Genomic DNA, 22218 nt, shown 5'->3' on the forward strand with positions numbered 1-22218 from the left:
GTTCGATCAAGCGGAAGCCTAGACGAGTTAAGTGGATGCTGTCCACATTGGATGTCCCTATGGGAGGGGGCGTCCCCATTGGAGGGGTGATGACGGCGGAGAGCGGCAGGGCGAGGCGGACCACCTACCGCCACGGCGATCTCCGCAACGCCCTGATCGAGGCCGGGCTCGAACTGGCCCGGGAGGGCGGCCCCGAGGCGGTGGTGCTGCGCGCCGCGACCCGCCAGGCGGGCGTCGTGCCCAACGCCGCCTACCGGCACTTCGCCGACCGCGGCGCCCTGCTGCACGCCGTCTCGCAGGCCGCCATGGCCCGGCTCGCCCGCACCATGGAGGCCGAGCAGGCCGCACTGCCGCCGGCCCCGGACCCCGCGGCCGCCGCACGGGCCCGCTTCCGGGCGGTGGGCACCGGCTATCTGCGCTTCGCCCAGGAGGAACCGGGCCTGTTCCGCACCGCCTTCCACGTCCCCGGCGACATGACGTACGCCGCCGACAACACCGCCGCGGGCGGCAGCGGCAAGACCCCCTTCGAGCTCCTGGGCGCGGCCCTCGACGACCTCCTGGAGAACGGCCTGCTGCCCGAGGAGCGGCGCCCCGGGGCGGAGTTCCTCGCCTGGTCGGCCGTCCACGGCCTCGCCGCACTCCTCATCGACGGGCCCCTGCGCGGCCTCCTGCCCTCCCAGGCCCACGATGCGGGACAGCACGTCATCGACATGATCGAGCGGGGCATCTGAGGCCCGGCGGCAGCCCACCGCACAACGGTGCGCCGACCGGCCTCAACGGCCCGTCGGCGCACCGCGGTTCACGAGGAGGGTGCCCCCGTCAGCTCAGCAGCTCGGCCGCCAGCGTGATGTTCTTGACGCCGGCCAGCGCCTGGCTCACCGGGCAGTTCTTCTTGGCGTCCTCGGCCGCGGCCTGGAAGTCCTCCTCGGACAGGCCGGGGACCCGGGCCTTGACGGTCAGTGCGATGGCGGTGATGCCCTCGCCGGGCTGGAAGGTGACGTCGGCCTGGGTGTCCAGGGCCTCGACGGTGAAGCCCTTGCCCGCCAGGCCGTGCGAGAAGGCCATGGAGTAGCAGGACGAGTGCGCCGCCGCGATCAGCTCCTCGGGGCTGGTCACGCCGTTCGGCTGCTCCGCGCGGGCGGGCCAGTTCACGTCGTACGTACCGACCTTGGAGGACTCCAGGGCGACGGTGCCCTTGCCCTCCAGGAGGTTGCCTTCCCAGTGGGTCTTGGCGGTGCGCGTGGTTGCCATGGTGCATAACTCCCGGTTGTGGGCGAAAGCGATCAAGGCCAGCTTAGTGATCCCGGTCCCCCGTCGCTGCGACGCCCCACACGGCTCGCCCGGTAGCATCCGAGGCCGTGCGCACCGTGCGTACGAGGGATGAGCTGGGAGGAGCCAACGGTGGCGGGAGAACCGCAGGCCGATTGCCTGTTCTGCAAGATCGTGGCCGGGGAGGTGCCGGCGACCATCGTCCGCGAGACCGAGACCACCGTCGCGTTCCGCGACATCAACCCCCAGGCCCCGACGCACGTCCTGATCATCCCCAAGGTGCACCACCCGGACGCCGCGGCCCTCGCCGCCGCCGAACCGCAGGTCGTCGCCGACATAATGCGCGAGGCCCGGGAGGTCGCCGCCGGGGACGGGGTCGAGGACACCGGCTACCGGGTGGTCTTCAACACCGGGTCCGGCGCCGGCCAGACCGTCTTCCACGCCCATCTGCACGTCCTCGGCGGCCGCGGCCTCCAGTGGCCCCCCGGGTAACCAGCCATGTCCGTACGTGAACTGGTCGTCCTCGGTACCGCCAGCCAGGTCCCCACCCGGCACCGCAACCACAACGGCTATCTGCTGCGGTGGGACGGCCAGGGGCTGCTCTTCGACCCCGGCGAGGGGACGCAGCGCCAGATGCTGCGCGCCGGGGTCGCGGCCCACGACCTCAACCGGATCTGCATCACCCACTTCCACGGCGACCACTCGCTCGGGCTCGCCGGGGTGATCCAGCGGATCAACCTCGACCGGGTGCCCCACCCGGTCACCGCCCACTTCCCGGCCAGTGGCCAGCACTTCTTCGAGCGGCTGCGCTACGCGACCGCCTACCGCGAGACCGTCCGGCTGGTCGAGCGGCCGGTCGCCGCCGACGGGGAGCTGGACCGCTGCGCCGCGTACGTCCTTCAGGCGCGGCGGCTGTCGCATCCGGTCGAGTCGTACGGCTACCGGCTCGTGGAGCCGGACTCCCGTCGGATGCTGCCGGAGCGGCTGGCGGAGCGCGGCATCGCCGGGCCGGACGTCGGGCGCCTCCAGCGGGAGGGCGAGCTGAACGGCGTCACCCTCGACGAGGTGAGCGAGCACCGCCCCGGCCAGCGGTTCGCGTTCGTGATGGACACCCGGATGTGCGCGGGCGTGGAGGCGCTCGCGGAGGGCGTGGACATGCTCGTCATCGAGTCCACGTTCCTGGACGACGATGTCCAACTGGCCGCCGATCACGGGCACTTGACGGCCGGGCAGGCCGGCGCGGTGGCCGCGCGGGCCGGGGTGCGGCATCTGGTGCTGACGCACTTCTCGCAGCGGTACGACGACCCCGCGGAGTTCGCCCGGCAGGCCCGCGCGGCCGGCTACGACGGCGAGTTGACGATCGCCAAGGACCTCATGCGCGTGCCCGTGCCCAAGCGACGCTGAGCACGGGCACCAGGCCCCGGCCTGTGGTGACGGCAGGCCCCGGGGCCGCCGTTACGGCAGGTAGTACATCGGGTTCGGCATCTTGAACGTCCGGTTGGCGTAGCCGCCCTGCAGATCGCTGTACTGGTCGCCGAAGTTGGCGACGATGTCGTAGCCCAGGGACTCGATGTGCTTGCGGGTTCCCGACTTGTACTCGACGGTGGTGCAGGTGCTGCCGCAGGGCAGGTAGGCGGGCGGGTGCTCCTTGTCCTTCAGGTAGACGTGCGTCCGGTCCAGCGGGACGCCGTAGCCCACGTTCTTCAGGTTGCGCACGCTCCAGTCGCGCTGGGCCTCCTTGCGGCCGGTGATGAAGAAGACCTCGGCGCCCTTGTCGCGGGCCCAGTTGACCAGCCGGTTCATGCCGAAGACCGGGTCCATGTCGGTGTGCTCCAGGTACTTGTCCTGGCTCTGCGGGGTGAAGGCGAAGCCGACCTGGAGCTCGTAGTTGTACGTGAGCAGGGTGGTGTCGTCCATGTCGAGGACGATGGCGGGCTTGGCCTTCTTGCCGGCTTGGGCCTGGCGGGCGAGCGCCTTGTCCAGGTAGGTGCGGGCCTTGGCCTCGATGCCGTGGACCTGGCGGGCGTAGTTGCTGTGCGGGGACGCGTAGTGCTCGCCGTCGGCCGTGACCGTGTCGCCGTAGTACGCCTTGATCTTGTCCTGGACCTGCGTGAGGTTGGGGATCTCCTTGTCGGTCCGCGGGACGGAGTGCTCGGCGGTGGCCTGGCCGATGCCGAACACGGCGGTGCCGGCGACGAGCGCGGCCACCGTCGCGGCACCGAGGCGGGCGCGGCGCGACAGGGCGGGGCGGAGGCGACCGGAGCGGAGGCGGTCGGGACGGGGCATGCGCGGCTCCTCTTGGAGAAGGGGGGTGGGTCCCAGGGCTCGGAGGGGCTGACGGCCCCTCATTCCCTGGTCTACGCGCGCAGATTCAACCGTTGGCGAGAGGTTCCCGCAAGGGGTGGGTCGTTGACGGCCCGAAGGGGCCTTCGTAGCCTCCACCTGCATGTCTGAACACTGTTTAGATCTCTGAATATCCGTGTCGCTGCCGACCGCGCCACCGGCTCCGCCGCCGGTGGTGTCGCCGACCCGGGCACGGCCCGGCCCGTACCCCGTAGGAGCCCCGGATGACCGACGCCCCGCACCCCCTCGCCATCGCCGAGGTCCGGCTCACCCCCCTCCTGGTGGCCGACCCGCCGCTGCTCAACACCCAGGGCGTGCACCAGCCGTACACCCCGCGGCTGATCATCGAGCTGATCACCGAGAGCGGGGTCACCGGGCTCGGCGAGACCTACGGGGACACCGTCTACCGGGACCTGGCCCGGCCGCTGGCCGCGGCGCTGATCGGCCGACGGGTCACGGACCTGAACGGACTGCCCGCGCTCGCCGCGGAGGTGTGCGCGGACTCACCGGCCGCCACCGGCGCCGACGCGGTGGACGCCGGCGGCCTGCGCGGCGCCCGGACCGCCGAAAAGCTCCGGCTGTCGGTCCTCTCCGGCTTTGAGGTCGCCTGCCTGGACGCCTGGGGCAAGGCCGCCGGTCTGCCGGTCCACGCGCTGCTCGGCGGCAAGGTCCGGGACCGCGTGGAGTACGGCGCGTACCTCTTCTACCGGTGGGCCGAGCACCCCGGCGGCCGCGGCGAGCCGGACGACTGGGGCGCGGCGCTCGACCCGGCCGGGGTGGTGGCCCAGGCCCGCCGCTTCGCCGACACCTACGGCTTCACCTCCTTCAAGCTCAAGGGCGGCGTCTTCGAGCCCGCACAGGAGGTCGCCGCGGTCCGCGCGCTGGCCGCCGCGTTCCCCGGGCGGCCGCTGCGGCTCGACCCCAACGGCGCCTGGAGCGTGGCCACTTCGCTGAAGGTCGCGGACGAGCTGGCGGACGTGCTGGAGTACCTGGAGGACCCGGCCGGCGGGACCGCGCGGATGGCGGAGGTGGCGGCCGGCACCCGCGTCCCGCTGGCCACCAACATGTGCGTGACGACCTTCGACGAGATCCCCGAAGCGTTCCGCCGCCGCGCCGTCCAGGTGGTGCTCTGCGACCACCACTACTGGGGCGGGCTGCGCGCCACCCGCGAACTCGCCGCCGTCTGCCGCACCTTCGGCGTCGGGCTGGCCATGCACTCCAACACCCACCTCGGCATCAGCCTGGCCGCGATGACCCAGGTGGCGGCCACCGTGCCGAACCTCCACCACGCCTGCGACACCCACTACCCCTGGCAGACCGAGGACGTGCTCACCGAGCGGCTCGCGATCCGCGACGGCGCGGTGCCCGTCGGCGACGCCCCCGGCCTCGGCATCACCCTCGACCGGGACCGGCTCGCCGCGCTGCACCGCCGCTGGCTGGCCGACGACGGCGGCCTGCGCGACCGCGACGACGCCGCCGCGATGCGCTACGCCGACCCGGACTGGGTCGTTCCGGCCGTTCCGCGGTGGTGACCGTGCCGGCCGGCGGGGCGCGGGTGGCCGCGGGCCGCGCGGGGGCCGTACGCACGGGTGCCGGACGGGGTCCCGCCCGCCGGAGGATCATGAACCCGGCCGTGGTCCTGTGCGCGGTCGCCCGGCACGCGTACGGTGAGGCACGGCTCAGTGGCAGCGCGCCACAGTGGTCCCGTAGCGATCTTTGAAAGGGGCTGTTCCGATGGCACAGGAAGTGCGCGGCGTGATCGCGCCGGGGAAGAACGAACCGGTCAGGCTGGAGACGATCCTGGTGCCGGACCCGGGTCCCGGCGAGGCCGTGGTGAAGATCCAGGCGTGCGGGGTGTGCCACACCGATCTGCACTACAAACAAGGCGGCATCACCGACGAGTTCCCGTTCCTGCTCGGCCACGAGGCGTCCGGGGTCGTGGAGTCGGTCGGCGCCGGAGTCACCGACGTCGCGCCGGGCGACTTCGTCATCCTCAACTGGCGGGCGGTGTGCGGCCAGTGCCGGGCCTGTCTGCGCGGCCGCCCCCAGTACTGTTTCGACACCCACAACGCCCGCCAGAAGATGACGCTGAAGGACGGCACGGAGCTGACCCCGGCGCTCGGCATCGGCGCCTTCGCCGACAAGACGCTGGTCGCGGCGGGGCAGTGCACCAAGGTCGACCCGGAAGTGTCGCCCGCGGTGGCCGGGCTGCTGGGCTGCGGGGTGATGGCCGGCATCGGTGCCGCGATCAACACCGGCGGGGTCACCCGCGGCGACTCGGTCGCGGTCATCGGCTGCGGCGGGGTCGGCGACGCGGCCGTGGCCGGCGCCCGGCTGGCCGGCGCGGCCCGTATCATCGCCGTCGACATCGACGACCGCAAGCTGGACCTCGCGCGCACCATGGGCGCCACCCACACCGTCAACTCCCGTACCACCGACCCCGTCGAGGCGATCCGCGACCTCACCGGCGGCTTCGGCGCGGACGTCGTCATCGAGGCGGTCGGCCGCCCCGAGACGTACAAACAGGCCTTCTACGCCCGCGATCTGGCCGGCACGGTCGTCCTGGTCGGCGTGCCCACCCCGGACATGACCCTGGAACTTCCCCTGCTGGACGTCTTCGGCCGCGGCGGCGCGCTCAAGTCCTCCTGGTACGGCGACTGTCTGCCGTCCCGCGACTTCCCGATGCTGATCGACCTGCACCAGCAGGGCCGGATCGACCTCTCCGCGTTCGTCACCGAGACCATCGGCATCGACGACGTCGAGCAGGCCTTCGACCGGATGCACGCGGGCGACGTGCTGCGTTCGGTGGTGACGCTCTGATGGCGGCGCGGATCGACCACCTCGTCACCTCGGGGACGTTCTCGCTCGACGGCGGCACCTGGGACGTCGACAACAACGTGTGGATCGTCGGGAACGACGACGAGGCGATCGTCATCGACGCCGCGCACGACGCCGACGCCATCTTCGAGGCGCTGGCCGGCCGGACGCTGCGCGCGATCATCTGCACCCACGCGCACAACGACCACATCGACGCCGCCCCGGCGCTGGCCGCCCGTACCGGCGCCCGGATCCATCTGCACCCGGCCGACCTGCCGCTGTGGAAGATGACCCACCCCGGCACGGTCCCGGACGCGGACCTGGCCGACGGGCAGGTCCTGACCATCGCCGGAACGGACCTGACCGTGCTGCACACCCCCGGTCACGCCCCCGGCGCGGTCTGCCTGTACGCCCCCGACCTGCGCACCGTCTTCACCGGCGACACCCTCTTCCAGGGCGGCCCCGGCGCCACCGGCCGGTCCTTCTCGGACTTCCCGACGATCGTCGCCTCGGTCCGGGACCGGCTGCTGACCCTGCCACCGGAGACGGTCGTACGCACCGGCCACGGCGACCCCACGACGATCGGGGAGGAGGCGCCCCACTTGGAGGAGTGGCTCAAGCGGGGGCATTGAGGGGGCGGGCCGTTGAGGCGGCCGACCAGTGGGGCCGGCGGGCCACCGAGGTGTGGGCGGGGCGCAGGTGTCCCGTAGGGGGCGGTCGAACGGATCCCGTAGGGGACGCGAGGGCCCCCTACGGGGCCACAACGCGGCGGGGGCGGAGGGTATTCCGGGGCCGGCGGGCGGAGGACACTCCGAGGCCGTAAGGCGCCCCGCGTAGACGGCCGGTGGCCCTCAGTCCTCCTTGGCCGCCCGTTCGAGGATGCGGGCGGCCACCGCGGGGGAGTCCACCAGGGGATGCAGTGCCAGGGCCCGCAGAGCCGCGCTGCGGTCCTTGCGGACGGCGGCCGTCACCGCTGCCCGTTCGACCGCCTTGACCTGGAGCATCAGCCCCAACTGGTCCTCCCGCAGCGGTGCGCAGGGCAGCGGCCGGGCGCCGTGCGCGGTCACCTCGCACACCGTCTCCACGATCGCGTCCGGCGCCAGCTGCGGCACCGTCGTGCCGTTGCGGACGTTCAGGATCAGCCGGGTGCCGCTGTCGTGCACGATGGCGTGCATCAGCGCCAGCGCCACCCGGTCGTAGCCGCCGCCCTCCAGGTCGTGGCTGTCGCGCTGCCAGCCGCCGCTGGCCTCCCGGCTGTGCGCCATGTACGTCTCCTCGCGCTCCAGCCGGGTCCGCTCCCACAGCGCGTACACCGCGTCCGGGCCGCCGGCCGCCGCGGCCCGCTCGAAGAAGCCGCCCTGCTGCCGGTCGAGGAACTCGCCGCGGGTCTCCCGGGTGTCCCGGAGGGAGTCGAGGGTCTCGCGGCGGAAGTAGTAGTAGTGCAGGTACTCGTTGGGGAGCGCGCCCAGGGTCTGCAGCCATTCCGCGCCGAACAGCCGGCCCTCCTCGAAGGACGCCAGGGCGGCCTCGTCGCCCAGCAGGCGCGGCAGCAGTTCGCTGCCCTCGAACGTCAACGACCGCAGCCAGCCGAGGTGGTTGAGGCCGACGTAGTCGTAGCCGACCCGGCCGCTCTCGAAGGCCGCCGGGTCCAGCCCCGCCGCCCGCGCGGCCCGGCGCACCAGCCCGACGGGGGAGTCGCAGATCCCGATGACGCGGTCGCCGAGCACCCGGGACATCGCCTCGGTCACCATGCCCGCGGGGTTGGTGAAGTTGATGACCCAGGCCGCGGGGGCGAGCTGGGCGACCCGCTCGGCGATGTGCAGCGCCACCGGGATCGTCCGCAGGCCGTACAGGACCCCGCCCGCGCCCACCGTCTCCTGGCCCAGCACGCCCTCGGCCAGCGGGATGCGTTCGTCGCGTATCCGGCCGGCCGTGCCGCCCACCCGGATCGCCGAGAACACGAAGTCCGCCCCGGCCAGCGCCTCGTCCAGGCTCTGCGCGACCCGGACCGGCACCGGCGCCGGATGCCCCTCGGCCAGCCGCGTCAACACCTCGGCGATGACCGCGACCCGCCGGGCGTCGGTGTCGTGCAGCACCACCTCGGAGACCGAGTCCGCCGGGTCGGCCAGGAGCGCGCGGTAGACCAGCGGCACCCGGAAGCCGCCACCGCCGAGAATCGTGAGCCTCATGGGGCGGAACGTACCGCAGCATCAGGCACACTGGCGGCACGTGCCGATACGAGAGGGGCGTGCACGGTGACCAGCCGACGTGATGTCCATCCGCCCACCGGCCCGGCCGAAGTGGCACCGGGCCTCGACCCGCTGGCCGACCTGCGGGCGGACGGCGATCCGCGCACCGACGTCTACCTCACCGGCACGGTCTTCCTCGACATCATCTTCACCGGCCTGGACTCCGCCCCGGTCCGCGGCACCGAATCCTGGGCCCGCGGTATGGGCTCCAGCCCCGGCGGCGTCGCCAACATGGCCACCGCCCTGGCCCGGCTCGGGCTGCGCACCTCCCTGGCGGCGGCCTTCGGCGACGACATGTACGGCGAGTACTGCTGGGAGGCGCTCGAACGGGGCGAGGGCATCGACCTGTCGCTGTCACGCACCGTCCCCGGCTGGCACTCCCCGGTCACCGTCTCCATGGCGTACGAGGGCGAGCGCACGATGGTGTCGCACGGCCATCAGGCGCCGCCCCCGGACTTCACCTTCGACGGCCGGCACGCACCGGGCTGCCCGCCGCCGTCCCGGGCCTGCGTCGCCTCCCTCGTGCCCGGCCGGCGGGAGGCCTGGCTGGAGTGCGCGGCCGGCCGCGGCAGCCGGATCTTCGCGGACGTCGGCTGGGACGACAGCGGCCGCTGGGACCCGGCCGACCTCGCCGACCTCGAACACTGCGAGGCGTTCCTGCCGAACGCCGAGGAGGCGATGCGCTACACCCGCACGACCTGCCCGCGCGCGGCCGCCCGCAAGCTGGCCGACCGGGTGCCGCTGGCCGTCGTCACGCTGGGCTCGGAGGGCGCGTACGCGGTGGACGGGCGGACCGGCGAGACCGCCGAGGTGCCCGCGATCGCCGTGGAGGCGCTGGACCCGACCGGCGCCGGCGACGTCTTCGTCGCGGGCTTCGTCACCGGCACCCTGGCCGACTGGCCGCTGGCCGACCGGCTGGCGTTCGCGGGGCTGAGCGCCGCACTGTCCGTGCAGGAATTCGGCGGGTCGCTGTCCGCACCGGGCTGGGCGGAGATCGCCACTTGGTGGCAGCGGGTGCGGCTGTGCGAGGCGGGTGCCCCGGGCGCGCTGCGCCGGCAGTACGCCTTCCTCGACGAAGTGCTGCCCCCGGCCTACCGCCCGTCGCCGCTGGCCCGCGCGGTCCCCACGATCGGCTTCCGCCGCCCGGCCTGAGCCGCCGCTCCGCCCCCCCCGAAGCGCCGCCGCGCCGACCGCCGTCCCCCGTCGAAAGCCCAGGTCGGGCCGGCCGCCGGGAAAAGCTCTCGGGCCTGTCGGTGCCCCGTCGTACTCTTGTATCGCAAGGAGGCCGTGCCGGCAGGCACCTCCTCGGCACGTCTTCATGAGCAAAGGATGGGGGTTGAGCAGGCCACCGGGCCGCCCTATGACGCAGAGACCCATGGAACCGCAGGCGAGCGCCCAGTTCACCGTCCCGGCCAAGCACCCGATGGTGACGGTCCTGGGGTCCGGAGACTCGCTGCTGCGAGTGATCGAAAAAGCCTTCCCGGCGACCGACATCCACGTCCGGGGCAACGAAGTCAGCGCGGTCGGCGACGCCCGGGAAGTGGCCCTCGTCCAGCGCCTTTTCGACGAGATGATGCTGGTGCTCCGCACCGGACAACCGATGACGGAGGACGCGGTGGAACGTTCGATCGCCATGCTGCGCGCGGCGGAGGACGGCGGGGGCGTGGTGAGCGAGACGCCCGCCGAGGTGCTCACCCAGAACATCCTCTCCAACCGCGGCCGGACGATCCGTCCCAAGACCCTCAACCAGAAGCGCTACGTCGACGCCATCGACAGGCACACCGTCGTCTTCGGCATCGGCCCGGCCGGTACCGGCAAGACGTACCTGGCCATGGCCAAGGCCGTCCAGGCGCTCCAGGCCAAGCAGGTCAACCGCATCATCCTGACCCGCCCCGCGGTCGAGGCCGGCGAGCGGCTGGGCTTCCTGCCCGGCACCCTCTACGAGAAGATCGACCCGTATCTGCGCCCGCTCTACGACGCGCTGCACGACATGCTCGACCCCGACTCCATCCCGCGCCTGATGGCCGCGGGCACGATCGAGGTCGCGCCGCTGGCGTACATGCGCGGCCGGACGCTGAACGACGCGTTCATCATCCTCGACGAGGCGCAGAACACGAACCCCGAGCAGATGAAGATGTTCCTCACCCGCCTCGGGTTCGACTCGAAGATCGTCGTCACCGGCGACGTCACCCAGATCGACCTCCCCGGCGGCACCAAGAGCGGTCTGCGCCAGGTCAGGGAGATCCTGGAGGGCGTCGACGACGTGCACTTCTCCCTGCTCACCAGCCAGGACGTGGTCCGGCACAAGCTCGTCGGCCGTATCGTCGACGCCTACGAGAAGTACGACAGCCGCAACGGCCAGTGAGCCGGACGCACCGCGCGAACGAGAAGCGAGACGCAACGCCCCATGTCCATCGACGTCAACAACGAATCCGGTACGGAGGTCGACGAGCAGGCGATCCTGGACGTCGCCCGCTACGCCCTCGGCCGGATGCGCATCCACCCGCTCTCCGAGCTGTCCGTGATCGTCGTGGACGCCGAGGCCATGGAGCAGCTCCATCTCCAGTGGATGGACCTGCCCGGACCGACCGATGTCATGTCCTTCCCGATGGACGAGCTGCGTCCGCCGGCCAAGGACGACGAGGAGCCCCCGCAGGGCCTGCTCGGTGACATCGTGCTCTGCCCGGAGGTCGCCAAGAAGCAGGGCGAGGAGGCGCCGACCGCGCACAGCATGGACGAGGAGCTCCAGCTGCTGACCGTGCACGGCGTCCTCCACCTCCTCGGCTACGACCACGAGGAGCCCGACGAGAAGGCCGAGATGTTCGGCCTGCAGGCGGCGATCGTCGACGGGTGGCGCACCGAGCGGGGGCTGACCGGCCCCTCCCCGGCGCCCACCGTGACCTGACGGGCGCCCGCGATGACCACCCAGCTGATCGCGGTCGCGGTCCTGCTCGTCGTGATCGCCTGGCTCGCCGCCTGCGCGGAGGCCGGTCTGGCCCGCACGACGAGCTTCCGCGCCGAGGAGGCCGTCCGCTCCGGCCGCCGCGGCAGCGCCAAGCTCGCCCAGGTCGCCGCCGACCCCACCCGCTACCTCAACGTCGCCCTGCTGGTGCGGGTCGGCTGCGAGATGGCCGCCGGTGCCCTGGTCACCTACGCCTGCCTGCGCTCGTTCGACGAGACCTGGCAGGCGCTGACCGTCGCCATCGCCGTGATGGTGCTGGTCAGCTATGTCGCGGTCGGCGTCTCGCCGCGGACGATCGGCCGCCAGCACCCGCTGAACACCGCCACCGCGGCCGCCTACGTCCTGCTGCCGCTGGCCCGCGTCATGGGCCCGATCCCGCAGCTGCTGATCCTCATCGGCAACGCCCTCACCCCGGGCAAGGGCTTCCGCAAGGGCCCGTTCGCGTCCGAGGCCGAGCTGCGCTCGCTGGTCGACCTCGCCGAGAAGGAGTCGCTGATCGAGGACGAGGAGCGCCGGATGGTGCACTCCGTCTTCCAGCTCGGCGACACCCTCGTCCGCGAGGTGATGGTGCCGCGCACGGACCTGGTGTCCGTCGAGCGGTTCAAGACCATCCGGCAGGCGCTGACCCTCGCCCTGCGCTCCGGTTTCTCCCGCATCCCGGTGACCGGCGAGAACGAGGACGACATCGTCGGCGTGGTCTATCTGAAGGACCTCGCCCGCAAGGTCCACATCAGCCGCGATGCGGAGACCGAGCTGGTCTCCACGGCCATGCGGCCCGCGGTCTTCGTGCCCGACACCAAGAACGCCGGTGATCTGCTGCGCGAAATGCAGCAGGACCGCAATCATGTCGCGGTGGTCATCGACGAATACGGCGGCACCGCCGGAATCGTCACCATCGAGGACATTCTCGAAGAGATCGTCGGCGAGATCACCGACGAATACGACCGGGAATTGCCGCCGGTCGAGGACCTCGGGGACGGCCGCTACCGCGTCACCGCCCGCCTCGACATCGGCGACCTCGGCGAGCTCTACGGCCTGGCGGAGCTGGACGACGAGGACGTCGAGACGGTCGGCGGTCTGCTCGCCAAGCTGCTCGGCCGGGTCCCGATCGCCGGCGCCACGGCCGACGTCGACCTCTCCGGCACGGCAGCCGACCCCCAGCTGAAGGCGCTGCGGCTGACCGCCGAATCCCCGGCGGGCCGCCGCAACAAGATCGTCACGGTGCTCTGCGAGCCGGTGCGGGCCACGGAAGCCGGAGAGCTCTCCGCATAATCCGGGCGCCCGGGGAAATCCGTAACAGGGGAAATCCGAAACATCGAGTGCTTCGGCGCTTCGCTTTTTCGGCGTTCCTGTCTCCGAAGCTGTCTGTCTTCCGCGCGACGTATCCCGGGTGCTACTGATCTCCAGTGCACCGGAAATGTTCTGGAAGCCATTTCCGGTGGGGCTGGATTCTTCCCGGCATGCCATGGAAAGATCTTCGGGCGGTCGCCGAAAGGCGGCCGCCCTGCGGGAGAGAAATCGTCCGAGAAATCTTGCCGCGCAGGTTGCCCCGGCCACGGGGGACCGGGGCAGCCACCTTCTTCCTCACGTCGCGGGGGCGGCGCATATGCTCGCCGGTATGACCGAAGCCGCACCGCTGGACCCCGAAGACCGCAAGATCATCACGCTCGCGCGCTCGGCGCGGGCCCGCAACGGCGTGCCCGAGGGCGCCGCCGTACGCGACGAGACCGGGCGCACCTATGTCGCCGGCACCGTCGCCCTGGAGTCGCTGCAGCTCAGCGCCCTCCAGACGGCCGTCGCCATGGCCGTCGCCAGCGGCGCCACGTCCCTGGAGGCGGCAGCCGTGGTCACCGACGCCGAGCGTGCCACGGACGCGGACCGCGCGGCCGTACGGGACCTCGGCGGCCCCGGGACGCCGGTGTTGCTCGCGGGCCTCGACGGCACCCTGCGCAGCACCGTCGCGGCCGGCGAGGCGTAGAGCAAGGGCACGGAACACGGGCGGGGCTCCCCAGGGGGGGCTCCCCGCCACGGCCCCCCGGCAAAGATCATGGGTGTCAGCAGCCGTCGCCGGCCTCGCCAGCCGGCCCGCGCCCCCAGGAGCCCGCCGTGACCGCCGCAACCGCCCTCCCCGCCCGCGCCCTGGGCGGCCTCACCAGTTCCGCCATCGGCTTCGGCGCGATGGTCCTCTCACCCGGCATCTACGGCGAGACCGACGAGCAGCGCGGCACCACCGCCCTGCTCTCCGCCGTCGACGAGGGCGCCACCCTCATCGACACCGCGGACGGCTACGGCCCCGACGGCCACAACGAGCAGCTGATCGGCCGGGCGCTGCGCGGCCGCCGCGACGAGGTCGTGCTCGCCACGAAATTCGGCTTCCGCCTCCCCGACGGCGTCGGCCAACCAGGACCGTTTCGCGCCGGTCCGGGCCCTCGCCGAGGACCTCGGCGTCTCCTCGGGCCAACTGGCGCTCGCCTGGCTGCTGCACCAGGACGAGCACGTCGTGCCGATCCCCGGCAGCCGCACCCCGGCCCATATCGCGGAGAACCTCGCCGCCGCCCGGATCACGCTGTCCGCCGACGACCTCGCCCGGATCGACGCCGCGCTGAAGGGCACCACCTTCGAGGGCACGGCGGCGGTCGTCGACTGAGCATGCGGCCCGGATGGTCGGAGTGGCGTCCGGGATCGGGGAGAATGGGCGCCATGAGCGTTCGTACAGAGTCCTCCGCCGCCCACCGGGCCGGCTTCGCCTGCTTCGTCGGCCGCCCCAACGCGGGCAAGTCGACCCTCACGAACGCTCTCGTGGGTACGAAGGTGGCGATCACCTCCAACCGCCCGCAGACCACCCGCCACACGGTCCGCGGCATCGTGCACCGCCCCGACGCCCAGCTGGTGCTGGTCGACACCCCCGGTCTGCACAAGCCGCGCACCCTGCTCGGCGAGCGGCTCAACGACGTGGTCCGCACCACCTGGTCCGAGGTCGACGTGATCGGCTTCTGCCTGCCCGCGGACCAGAAGATCGGCCCCGGCGATCGCTACATCGCCGGTGAGCTGGCCGAGATCAAGAAGACGCCCAAGGTCGCCATCGTCACCAAGACCGACCTGGTCGACTCCAAGACGCTGGCCGCGCAGCTGATTGCCATCGACCGGCTGGGCAAGGAACTGGGCATCGAGTGGGCCGAGATCATCCCGGTCTCGGCCGTGGGCGACACCCAGGTCTCCCTGCTCGCCGATCTGCTCGTCCCGCTGCTCCCGGAGGGCCCGGCGCTCTACCCGGAGGGCGATCTCACCGACGAGCCCGAGCAGGTCATGGTCGCCGAGCTGATCCGCGAGGCCGCGCTGGAGGGCGTCCGCGACGAGCTGCCGCACTCCATCGCCGTCGTCGTCGAGGAGATGCTCCCGCGCGCGGACCGCCCCGCCGACAAGCCGCTCCTGGACGTGCACGCCAACGTCTACATCGAGCGGCCCAGCCAGAAGGGCATCATCATCGGCCCCAAGGGCAAGCGTCTGAAGGAGGTCGGCACCAAGTCCCGCAAGCACATTGAGGCACTGCTCGGCACGCCGGTCTTCCTCGACCTGCACGTCAAGGTCGCCAAGGACTGGCAGCGCGACCCGAAGCAACTGCGGAAGCTGGGCTTCTAGCGGGGCTTCCGCGGGTCTTCGGGTCTTCCGCGGGGCGGGCAGCTGGGCTTCCAGCGGTCTTCCCGCCGGGAATATCCCTCGGCCCCGCCCCGTTGTGGCCCCCGAGGGGGCGCTTGCGACCCTTACGGGCTCCGTTCGACCGCCCCTAGGGGCCAGGCACCCGCCCCCGCCCCCGCTCGTTCCCCGCGTCCTCGCCCCGCCCCCTCAAGCCACCCCCCGAATGCGCCGCACCAGTAGGGCCCCCAGGAGGCCGATGGCCGCGGCCGCGGCGTACAGGGTCCGGTAGCCGCCGAGGTGTACGAGGGGGGCGGCCAGCGCCGGAGCGGCCACCTGGGGCAGTGAATTGGCGATGTTGATGAGGCCGAGGTCCTTGCCGCGGTGGGACGCGGCCGGCAGGACGTCCATCATCAGCGCGAGGTCGACGGACGTGAAGACGCCGAATCCGACGCCGAGCAGCGCCGCGGCGCACAGGGCGCCCGGCCAGGTCTGCCAGACGGCGAGCAGTGCGGTGGCCACCGCCATGATCGCCCCCGCGCCCAGCACGAACGGCTGCCGCCGCCCGGCCCGGTCCGACCAGATCCCGCCGACGACGACCGTGGTCAGCAGCGTCACGCCGTTCACGGCGGTGAGCACCAGCACCCCGCCGTCCGGGTCCGGCCGCCGCAGCACATCGCGCAGGTAGTAGAGCAGGTACAGCAGCACCAGCGCATTGCCGAGGTTGATCAGGAACCGGGTGAGCCAGGCCCAGCCCAGGTCGGGATGGCGGCGTGGGCTGAGCCAGAAGCCGCTGAGCAGGGCCCGCAAGGAGAGTTCCGGCCGCCGCCCGGCCGGCAGCACCGCGTCCCGGTGCCCCAGGACGTACGGGAGGGTGCCCAGCACCACGAACCCGGCGCAGGCCAGATATCCGGCCGCCAGCCCGCCGGCCGCGGTCGCCAGTCCCGTACCGGCCACCACCCCCAGGATCTGCGCGGCGCCCAGCCAGCCGCCCACCGCTCCCCGCTGCCGGTGCGGCACCCGGTCCGGCACCGCCGCGGTGATCGCCGCGAACGCCGCGTTGAGGGCGAGCTGTACGGCACCCCACGCCAGCGCCATCGCCACCACCGTCCGGGCTGCCGCCAGCGCTGCCAGCGCGGCAGCGCCACCCGCAACTCCCGCCGCGATCCAGGGAGTTCGCCGTCCGTAGCGGGAGGTCGTACGGTCCGACAGCGCGCCGAAGAGGGGGTTGGCCACCAGGGAGACGGCGGCCCCCACGCCGGTCACCCAGGCCAGCACGGACTCCTTGGCCATCCCGGTCACCGGCGTGGCCACCTCGGTCGCCTGCCAGGCGAGCAGTACCTGGAGCGGCCCGTACCAGCCCGCCCAGATCGCACCGTTGGCCACCGCCAGGGACGCGGCCCACCCGGGCCCGACCGGCGTGGACGGCTCCGCCAGCGGGTCCGGCGCCGCGCCCCGGCCGCTCCACCGGCCCGCTCCGGCAGTCCGGCCCGCTTCGGCAGTCCGGTCCGCTCCGGCAGTCCGGCGCGTTCGGGCCCTCCGGCCCACCCGGCCCCGGTCGCCCGCCCTCGCCGGGTCTGCGCGGCCCGTCCGGCCCGTCCGGCCCGCGCGGTCTTCCCGGTCGCCCGCCCCCGTGGCCCGGCTCACCCGGCCGCCTGCTCCCGGAGCACCTCGCGGAACCAGTGGTACGAGGACTTCGGCGTCCGCGTCAGCGTGGCGTAGTCGACGTGGACGAGGCCGAAGCGCCGCGCGTGCCCCTCCGCCCATTCGAAGTTGTCCAGCAGCGACCAGACGAAATACCCCCGGACGTCCACCCCCGCCGCCATGGCGGTGTGCAGGGCCCGCAGATGCCCGTCCAGATAGGTGATCCGCTCCCGGTCGTCGATGCCCTCGTACGAGCAGCCGTTCTCGGTGATCACGATCGGTGGGAGCCGGTTTCCGTATCGCTCCCGGAAGCCGATCAGCAATTCGGTCAGTCCTTCCGGAACGACCGGCCACCCGAAATCGGTCCGCGGATATCCCTCGATGTCGCGGGGGGTGAAGGGCAGGCCCGCGGGGATTCGGGTCCCCCCGACTTCGGTCGGCTCGCCCACCGGTCGTCCCACGAGCGAGGGCTGGTAGTAATTGATCCCGTACCAGTCCAGCGGCTGGGAGATCACCTTCAGGTCGTCGTCGACGCTTCCCGGCAGCAGCTCCGCGACCTCCTCGTCCGGATACCGGCCCAGCAGGACCGGCTCGGCGAACAGCCGGTTCAGCAGCAGGTCGTAGAGATCGGCGGCGGTACGGTCCTCCGCCGCGTCGGACGCGGCCCAGGTCGGCCCGTGGGAGTTCGCGATCCCGATGGACCGGGCGCCCCTGGCCCGTAATGCCTGCACCGCCAGGCCGTGCCCGAGCAGTTGGTGATGTGCTGCGGGCAATGCCCCGAAGAGCAGTTCCCGCCCCGGTGCGTGCTGTCCGAGCCCGTAGCCCAGCAGCGTCAGTTCCGCGGGCTCGTTGAGCGTGATCCACCGCTCCACCCGGTCTCCGAGCCGGGCCGCCACGGCGTCCACGTACGCGGCGAACCGCTCCGCCGTTTCCCGTACGAGCCAGCCCCCGCGCTCCTCCACGAGCTGCGGGGTGTCCCAATGGAAGAGCGTCGGCACCGGCGCGACCCCGGCCGCCAGCAAGGCGTCGACCAGCCGGTCGTAGAAATCCAGTCCGGCCGCGTTCACCGCCCCGTGCCCGTCCGGGACCACCCGAGGCCAGGCCACCGAAAACCGGTACGCCCCGATTCCGAGTGCCTTGAGGAGCGCCACGTCCTCCGGGTACCGGTGGTAGTGGTCGGTGGTCACCCGCGCGTCCGACCCGTCCTTGATGCGCCCGCTCTCCCCGGCGAACACGTCCCATGTCGACGGGCCCCGCCCGCCTTCCTCCACCGCGCCTTCGATCTGGGCGGCGGATGTCGATACCCCCCACAGAAAGTCCTTCGGGAAGCGCGGCAGGGGCTTGGGGAACTCCGGCACGGCAGTCATGCCGGGATCCTTGTAACCGGCGGTAACAGTGTCAAGAGGCCGTGCGGCCAAGGGAGTTGGCGGCCGCGGGTGCGCGGCGCCGTCCGACGCCCCACGGATCGGGCCGGCCGGCGACGCCCTGCCGCTACGCCCCTTCCTTCATCACCCTGGTGATCAAGGTCCGCTGGTCGTCCGTGAGGCGCGGGTCCGAGAGGTACACCGTGCGGCCGTCGACGGTGATCTGGTAGCTGAAGCCGTCGGGGACGCCGACGGGGGGTTCGGTGCGGGCGGTGGCGAGGGCGCGTTCGGCGAGGGACTGCCACTCGGCGGAGTCGTCGCGCCCCGCGGTGTCGATCTCGGCCCGGCGGTCGATGGCCGCGAAGCCGCCGGTGCGGTGAACGTGAATGCGCATAACGGGCTCCTCCGACGTCCTGCGACGGACTCCGTCCCCGTTAGGGGGTCATATGGCCACATGGCCACGGTAGCCGGGGGCGGGGGGTGGGCGCCTGCTGGTCGCCGGCGCCCGTCCACCACCCCCGTTCTTTCGGGTAACCGGCACACCCCCGAGGTACGCCGGTCGTTTCCCGCCTGGCCGAGATGCGACGTCTCGCGTCGCTCCTGCTGTTCCTTCCGTTCCTTCCGCTGCTTCGCTACTTCGCCGAGATGCCGACCTGCGACCAGGCCTTGACCGCGGCCTCGTGTTCGTCGCCGGTCCCGAAGCGGGCCTGGGCGGCCTTGATCGTGAGCTTGGCGAAGTCGGCGAAGGTGGCGTTCTTCGGCAGTTCGCCGCCGGTCAGGACGTCGTACCAGACCTGGCCGGCGCGCTCCCACGCCTTGCCGCCGAGCTTGCTGGCGAAGAGGTAGAAGGCGTGGTTGGGGATGCCGGAGTTGATGTGGACGCCGCCGTTGTCGTCGGTGGTGTGGACGAAGCCCGCCATCGTGGCCGGCTGCGGGTCCTTGCCCAGGACGTCGTCGTCGTAGGCGGTGCCGGGCGCCTTCATGGAGCGCAGGGCCTTGCCGGTGACGTTGGGGCCGAGCAGGTCGGCGCCGATCAGCCAGTCGGCCTGGTCGGCGGTCTGGCCCAGGGCGTACTGCTTGATCAGGGAGCCGAAGACGTCGGAGACGGACTCGTTGAGGGCGCCGGGCTGGCCCTGGTAGTCGAGGTTGGCGGTGTACTGGGTGACGCCGTGGGTGAGCTCGTGGCCGATGACGTCGACGGGGATGGTGAAGTCCTTGAAGAGGTCGTTGTCGCCGTCGCCGAAGACCATCCGCTCGCCGTCCCAGAAGGCGTTGTCGTACTTCTCGCCGTAGTGGACGGTCGCGTCGAGCGCCAGGCCGGCGCCGTCGATGGACTTGCGGTGGTACGTCTTCAGGTAGAAGTCGAAGGTCGCCCCCAGGCCCGCGTGGGCGCGGTTGACCGAGGCGTCCTGGGAGGGGCCGTCGGACTCGGAGCGGACCTTGGTGCCGGGGAGGTTCTCCTGGTGGCCGGCGTCGTAGATGGTGCGGTTCGGCTTGTCGGCGTCGGCGCCGGGCTCACCGGGGGTCGCCGCGCGGGCGGCCACCTCGCGGCGCCGGGTGCGGCGCAGGTGGTCGTGTTCCAGGGTGCGGCGGGCCGGCTCGTGCCGGGCCGGGTCGTCGGACCGGGCGAGGTTGTCGAGGATGTGCGGCGGGATGATCGTGCAGAAGACGGGGTGGTCGGGGGCCGTCGGACCGGAGGCCTTGCGGGTCCGGTCGTTGCTGAGGTCCGTGTTGAGGTCCATGCACAAACGGTGGCACTCTGTAGTGCGGGTGTCACTGCCTGCGGTGGAGATTCCTGAATATGTGTGGTTCGTCGCATTTAGGGCGTAACGTCCGGCCCGGTCCCGCATACTGATACGCGACCGCCACTCAGGGCGTACCTCGGCTAGGGTGCTGTGCATCATGCGTTACGGGCTGCTTCTCCTTAGCTGCCGCGGCGAGGGCCTGTAGTCGAGGCCGACCCCCTCCCCGCGGAGTCCGGTGTTGCCCACCGTCGGCCGTCGAAATCCTTCGACAGGAGCCCCGCGCAATGACCTCCGAAATCTCCGTCGGTCGCCGCACGCCCATCACCGCCGCGACCGTCACCCAGCGGCCCTCCGGGATGCCGATCCACAAGTACCGCCCGTACGAGGCCGTGGACCTGCCGGACCGCACCTGGCCGGACAACCGGATCACCAAGGCGCCGCGCTGGCTCTCCACCGACCTGCGGGACGGCAACCAGGCGCTGATCGACCCGATGTCGCCGGCCCGCAAGCGGGAGATGTTCGACCTGCTGGTGCGCATGGGCTACAAGGAGATCGAGGTCGGGTTCCCGTCGTCCGGTGAGACCGACTTCCACTTCGTACGGTCGATCATCGAAGAGGGCGCGATCCCCGACGACGTCACGATCTCCGTGCTGACCCAGGCCCGCGAGGACCTGATCGAGCGGACCGTCGAGTCGCTGCGCGGTGCCAAGCGCGCCACCGTCCACCTGTACAACGCGACCGCCCCGACCTTCCGCCGGGTGGTCTTCCGCGGTTCCAAGGACGACATCAAGCAGATCGCCGTGGACGGCACCCGGCTGGTGATGGAGTACGCGGAGAAGATCCTCGGCGACGAGACGGTCTTCGGCTACCAGTACAGCCCCGAGATCTTCACGGACACCGAGCTGGACTTCGCCCTGGAGGTCTGCGAGGCGGTCTGCGACGTCTGGCAGCCCGAGGAGGGCCGCGAGATCATCCTCAACCTGCCCGCCACCGTGGAGCGTTCGACGCCGTCCACGCACGCGGACCGGTTCGAGTGGATGTCCCGCCACCTGACCCGGCGCGAGTACGTGTGCCTGAGCGTCCACCCGCACAACGACCGGGGGACGGCGGTGGCGGCGGCAGAGCTGGCGATCATGGCCGGCGCCGACCGCATCGAGGGCTGCCTGTTCGGACAGGGCGAGCGCACCGGCAACGTCGACCTGGTGACCCTGGGGATGAACCTCTTCAGCCAGGGCGTCGACCCGCAGATCGACTTCTCGCAGATCGACGAGATCCGCCGCACCAGCGAGTACTGCAACCAGATGGAGGTCCACCCGCGCCACCCCTACGCGGGCGACCTGGTCTACACCGCCTTCTCCGGCTCCCACCAGGACGCCATCAAGAAGGGCTTCGACGCCATGGAGGCCGAGGCGGCCGCCGCCGGCAAGACCGTGGACGACATCGAGTGGGCGGTGCCGTACCTGCCCATCGACCCCAAGGACGTCGGCCGCTCCTACGAGGCCGTCATCCGCGTCAACTCGCAGTCCGGCAAGGGCGGTATCGCCTATGTCCTGAAGAACGACCACAAGCTGGACCTGCCGCGCCGGATGCAGATCGAGTTCTCCCGGATCATCCAGGAGAAGACCGACACCGAGGGCGGTGAGGTCACGCCGGCCGCCATCTGGTCCGTCTTCCAGGACGAGTACCTGCCCAACCCCGAGAACCCGTGGGGCCGCATCCAGGTCAAGAACGGCCAGACCACGACGGACCGCGACGGCATCGACGCGCTCACCGTCGAGGCGGTCGTCGACGGCCAGGACACCGTGCTGACCGGATCCGGCAACGGCCCGATCTCCGCGTTCTTCGACGCCCTGCAGGGCATCGGCGTGGACGTACGGCTGCTGGACTACCAGGAGCACACGATGAGCGAGGGCGCCTCCGCGCAGGCCGCCTCGTACATCGAGTGCGCGATCGGCGACAAGGTCCTGTGGGGCATCGGCATCGACGCGAACACCACCCGCGCCTCGCTGAAGGCCGTGGTCTCCGCCGTCAACCGCGCGGGCCGCTGAACCGGACCTTCGTGTGACCGGCCCTGACCTCCGCTGATCCGCCGCAGGATCATGACCGCCCCCGCAGCTCACCGCGAGTTGCGGGGGCGCGGTCGTCCGCGGGGCGACGGCATTCGGCCGGTTGTCCGATACGAGGTGCTGACG

20 protein-coding genes and 2 pseudogenes are annotated in these 22218 nt (G+C 71.9%); 15 read left to right on the forward strand and 7 right to left on the reverse strand.

Annotated features, from left to right (window positions below; all coding sequences use genetic code 11):
* Positions 1-89 precede the first annotated feature (89 nt).
* A complete protein-coding gene (locus AB0G35_RS03955) occupies positions 90-731 on the forward strand; it encodes a TetR/AcrR family transcriptional regulator (protein ID WP_360943256.1) in 642 nt (213 codons plus the stop codon).
* Between the two features lie 88 nt (positions 732-819).
* Here AB0G35_RS03955 and AB0G35_RS03960 read toward each other — a convergent pair whose 3' ends face one another.
* A complete protein-coding gene (locus tag AB0G35_RS03960; protein WP_360943259.1) occupies positions 820-1251 on the reverse strand; it encodes an OsmC family protein in 432 nt (143 codons plus the stop codon).
* Positions 1252-1401: 150 nt separating this feature from the next.
* On the opposite strand from AB0G35_RS03960, the gene AB0G35_RS03965 reads away from it, so the two are divergent.
* Positions 1402-1761 carry a histidine triad nucleotide-binding protein gene (locus tag AB0G35_RS03965; RefSeq protein ID WP_261951536.1) on the forward strand — a complete coding sequence of 120 codons (360 nt, stop codon included), beginning with the start codon at positions 1402-1404 and terminating at the stop codon, positions 1759-1761.
* 6 nt (positions 1762-1767) lie between these two features.
* Positions 1768-2673, forward strand: coding sequence for a ribonuclease Z (locus AB0G35_RS03970; protein WP_360943262.1), 906 nt, complete (start codon positions 1768-1770; stop codon positions 2671-2673).
* A 51-nt stretch (positions 2674-2724) separates the two neighbouring features.
* On the opposite strand, the gene AB0G35_RS03975 is transcribed toward AB0G35_RS03970, so the two are convergent.
* On the reverse strand, positions 2725-3555 hold the full coding sequence (locus AB0G35_RS03975; protein WP_360943265.1) for an HAD family acid phosphatase: 831 nt from the start codon (positions 3553-3555) through the stop codon (positions 2725-2727).
* Between the two features lie 281 nt (positions 3556-3836).
* Here AB0G35_RS03975 and AB0G35_RS03980 point away from each other — a divergent pair, with 281 nt between their 5' ends.
* The 3 genes from AB0G35_RS03980 (at position 3837) to AB0G35_RS03990 (ending at position 7061) form a co-directional block, all read left to right on the forward strand.
* Positions 3837-5144 carry an enolase C-terminal domain-like protein gene (locus AB0G35_RS03980; RefSeq protein ID WP_360943268.1) on the forward strand — a complete coding sequence of 436 codons (1308 nt, stop codon included), beginning with the start codon at positions 3837-3839 and terminating at the stop codon, positions 5142-5144.
* 202 nt (positions 5145-5346) lie between these two features.
* Positions 5347-6432, forward strand: a complete 1086-nt coding sequence (locus tag AB0G35_RS03985) for an S-(hydroxymethyl)mycothiol dehydrogenase (RefSeq protein WP_360943271.1) — start codon at positions 5347-5349, stop codon at positions 6430-6432.
* A complete protein-coding gene (locus AB0G35_RS03990) occupies positions 6432-7061 on the forward strand; it encodes an MBL fold metallo-hydrolase (RefSeq protein ID WP_360943274.1) in 630 nt (209 codons plus the stop codon). The genes AB0G35_RS03985 and AB0G35_RS03990 overlap by 1 nt, the downstream gene beginning before the upstream one ends.
* A 219-nt stretch (positions 7062-7280) precedes the next feature.
* On the opposite strand, the gene AB0G35_RS03995 is transcribed toward AB0G35_RS03990, so the two are convergent.
* A complete protein-coding gene (locus AB0G35_RS03995) occupies positions 7281-8618 on the reverse strand; it encodes a 6-phospho-beta-glucosidase (protein ID WP_360943277.1) in 1338 nt (445 codons plus the stop codon).
* 66 nt (positions 8619-8684) lie between these two features.
* On the opposite strand from AB0G35_RS03995, the gene AB0G35_RS04000 reads away from it, so the two are divergent.
* The 8 genes and pseudogenes from AB0G35_RS04000 to era all read left to right on the forward strand — a co-directional run bounded on the left by AB0G35_RS04000 (position 8685) and on the right by era (position 15279).
* Entirely contained in the window at positions 8685-9830 is a 1146-nt protein-coding gene (locus tag AB0G35_RS04000; RefSeq protein WP_360943280.1) for a PfkB family carbohydrate kinase, read from the forward strand.
* Positions 9831-10038: 208 nt separating this feature from the next.
* Positions 10039-11043 (forward strand): PhoH family protein, encoded by a 1005-nt coding sequence (locus AB0G35_RS04005; protein WP_360943283.1) that lies wholly within the window; start codon positions 10039-10041, stop codon positions 11041-11043.
* Between the two features lie 42 nt (positions 11044-11085).
* A complete protein-coding gene (gene ybeY, locus AB0G35_RS04010) occupies positions 11086-11583 on the forward strand; it encodes an rRNA maturation RNase YbeY (RefSeq protein ID WP_360943286.1) in 498 nt (165 codons plus the stop codon).
* Positions 11584-11595: 12 nt separating this feature from the next.
* Positions 11596-12912, forward strand: a complete 1317-nt coding sequence (locus AB0G35_RS04015; RefSeq protein WP_360943289.1) for a hemolysin family protein — start codon at positions 11596-11598, stop codon at positions 12910-12912.
* 346 nt (positions 12913-13258) lie between these two features.
* Positions 13259-13618: a cytidine deaminase gene (locus AB0G35_RS04020; protein ID WP_360943292.1), complete on the forward strand. Its 360-nt coding sequence runs from the start codon at positions 13259-13261 to the stop codon at positions 13616-13618.
* Positions 13619-13818: 200 nt separating this feature from the next.
* Positions 13819-13948, forward strand: a pseudogene (locus AB0G35_RS04025) (aldo/keto reductase); the annotation flags it as partial.
* Between the two features lie 120 nt (positions 13949-14068).
* Positions 14069-14287, forward strand: a pseudogene (locus AB0G35_RS04030) (aldo/keto reductase); the annotation flags it as partial.
* Between the two features lie 53 nt (positions 14288-14340).
* Complete coding sequence (gene era, locus AB0G35_RS04035) at positions 14341-15279, forward strand: GTPase Era (RefSeq protein WP_360943798.1); 939 nt, start codon at positions 14341-14343, stop codon at positions 15277-15279.
* Positions 15280-15483: 204 nt separating this feature from the next.
* On the opposite strand, the gene AB0G35_RS04040 is transcribed toward era, so the two are convergent.
* The 4 genes from AB0G35_RS04040 to AB0G35_RS04055 form a co-directional block, all read right to left on the reverse strand.
* The gene (locus AB0G35_RS04040; RefSeq protein WP_360943801.1) at positions 15484-16710 is read right to left on the reverse strand and encodes an MFS transporter; all 1227 of its coding nucleotides are present in this window, start codon (positions 16708-16710) and stop codon (positions 15484-15486) included.
* A gap of 206 nt (positions 16711-16916) precedes the next feature.
* Positions 16917-18284: a GH1 family beta-glucosidase gene (locus tag AB0G35_RS04045; protein WP_360943294.1), complete on the reverse strand. Its 1368-nt coding sequence runs from the start codon at positions 18282-18284 to the stop codon at positions 16917-16919.
* Positions 18285-18408: 124 nt separating this feature from the next.
* Positions 18409-18675: a protealysin inhibitor emfourin gene (locus AB0G35_RS04050; RefSeq protein ID WP_360943296.1), complete on the reverse strand. Its 267-nt coding sequence runs from the start codon at positions 18673-18675 to the stop codon at positions 18409-18411.
* Positions 18676-18913: 238 nt separating this feature from the next.
* Positions 18914-20023, reverse strand: coding sequence for a M4 family metallopeptidase (locus tag AB0G35_RS04055; protein ID WP_360943299.1), 1110 nt, complete (start codon positions 20021-20023; stop codon positions 18914-18916).
* 287 nt (positions 20024-20310) lie between these two features.
* Here AB0G35_RS04055 and leuA point away from each other — a divergent pair, with 287 nt between their 5' ends.
* Positions 20311-22074, forward strand: a complete 1764-nt coding sequence (gene leuA / locus AB0G35_RS04060; protein ID WP_360943303.1) for a 2-isopropylmalate synthase — start codon at positions 20311-20313, stop codon at positions 22072-22074.
* Positions 22075-22218 lie beyond the last annotated feature (144 nt).

It is taken from the genome of Streptomyces sp. NPDC021749 (assembly GCF_040640655.1).
In the GTDB taxonomy this organism is placed as follows: Bacteria; Actinomycetota; Actinomycetes; order Streptomycetales; family Streptomycetaceae; genus Streptomyces.

Excerpts from the sequence above, each read along its gene's own strand:
- AB0G35_RS03955 (WP_360943256.1), top strand. The coding sequence starts at position 90 with ATGACGGCGGAGAGCGGCAGGGCGAGGCGGACCACCTACCGCCACGGC.
- AB0G35_RS03960 (WP_360943259.1), bottom strand. The coding sequence starts at position 1,251 with ATGGCAACCACGCGCACCGCCAAGACCCACTGGGAAGGCAACCTCCTG.
- AB0G35_RS03970 (WP_360943262.1), top strand. The coding sequence starts at position 1,768 with ATGTCCGTACGTGAACTGGTCGTCCTCGGTACCGCCAGCCAGGTCCCC.
- AB0G35_RS03975 (WP_360943265.1), bottom strand. The coding sequence starts at position 3,555 with ATGCCCCGTCCCGACCGCCTCCGCTCCGGTCGCCTCCGCCCCGCCCTG.
- AB0G35_RS03980 (WP_360943268.1), top strand. The coding sequence starts at position 3,837 with ATGACCGACGCCCCGCACCCCCTCGCCATCGCCGAGGTCCGGCTCACC.
- AB0G35_RS03985 (WP_360943271.1), top strand. The coding sequence starts at position 5,347 with ATGGCACAGGAAGTGCGCGGCGTGATCGCGCCGGGGAAGAACGAACCG.
- AB0G35_RS03990 (WP_360943274.1), top strand. The coding sequence starts at position 6,432 with ATGGCGGCGCGGATCGACCACCTCGTCACCTCGGGGACGTTCTCGCTC.
- AB0G35_RS03995 (WP_360943277.1), bottom strand. The coding sequence starts at position 8,618 with ATGAGGCTCACGATTCTCGGCGGTGGCGGCTTCCGGGTGCCGCTGGTC.
- AB0G35_RS04005 (WP_360943283.1), top strand. The coding sequence starts at position 10,039 with ATGACGCAGAGACCCATGGAACCGCAGGCGAGCGCCCAGTTCACCGTC.
- ybeY (WP_360943286.1), top strand. The coding sequence starts at position 11,086 with ATGTCCATCGACGTCAACAACGAATCCGGTACGGAGGTCGACGAGCAG.
- AB0G35_RS04015 (WP_360943289.1), top strand. The coding sequence starts at position 11,596 with ATGACCACCCAGCTGATCGCGGTCGCGGTCCTGCTCGTCGTGATCGCC.
- AB0G35_RS04020 (WP_360943292.1), top strand. The coding sequence starts at position 13,259 with ATGACCGAAGCCGCACCGCTGGACCCCGAAGACCGCAAGATCATCACG.
- era (WP_360943798.1), top strand. The coding sequence starts at position 14,341 with ATGAGCGTTCGTACAGAGTCCTCCGCCGCCCACCGGGCCGGCTTCGCC.
- AB0G35_RS04045 (WP_360943294.1), bottom strand. The coding sequence starts at position 18,284 with ATGACTGCCGTGCCGGAGTTCCCCAAGCCCCTGCCGCGCTTCCCGAAG.
- AB0G35_RS04050 (WP_360943296.1), bottom strand. The coding sequence starts at position 18,675 with ATGCGCATTCACGTTCACCGCACCGGCGGCTTCGCGGCCATCGACCGC.
- AB0G35_RS04055 (WP_360943299.1), bottom strand. The coding sequence starts at position 20,023 with ATGGACCTCAACACGGACCTCAGCAACGACCGGACCCGCAAGGCCTCC.
- leuA (WP_360943303.1), top strand. The coding sequence starts at position 20,311 with ATGACCTCCGAAATCTCCGTCGGTCGCCGCACGCCCATCACCGCCGCG.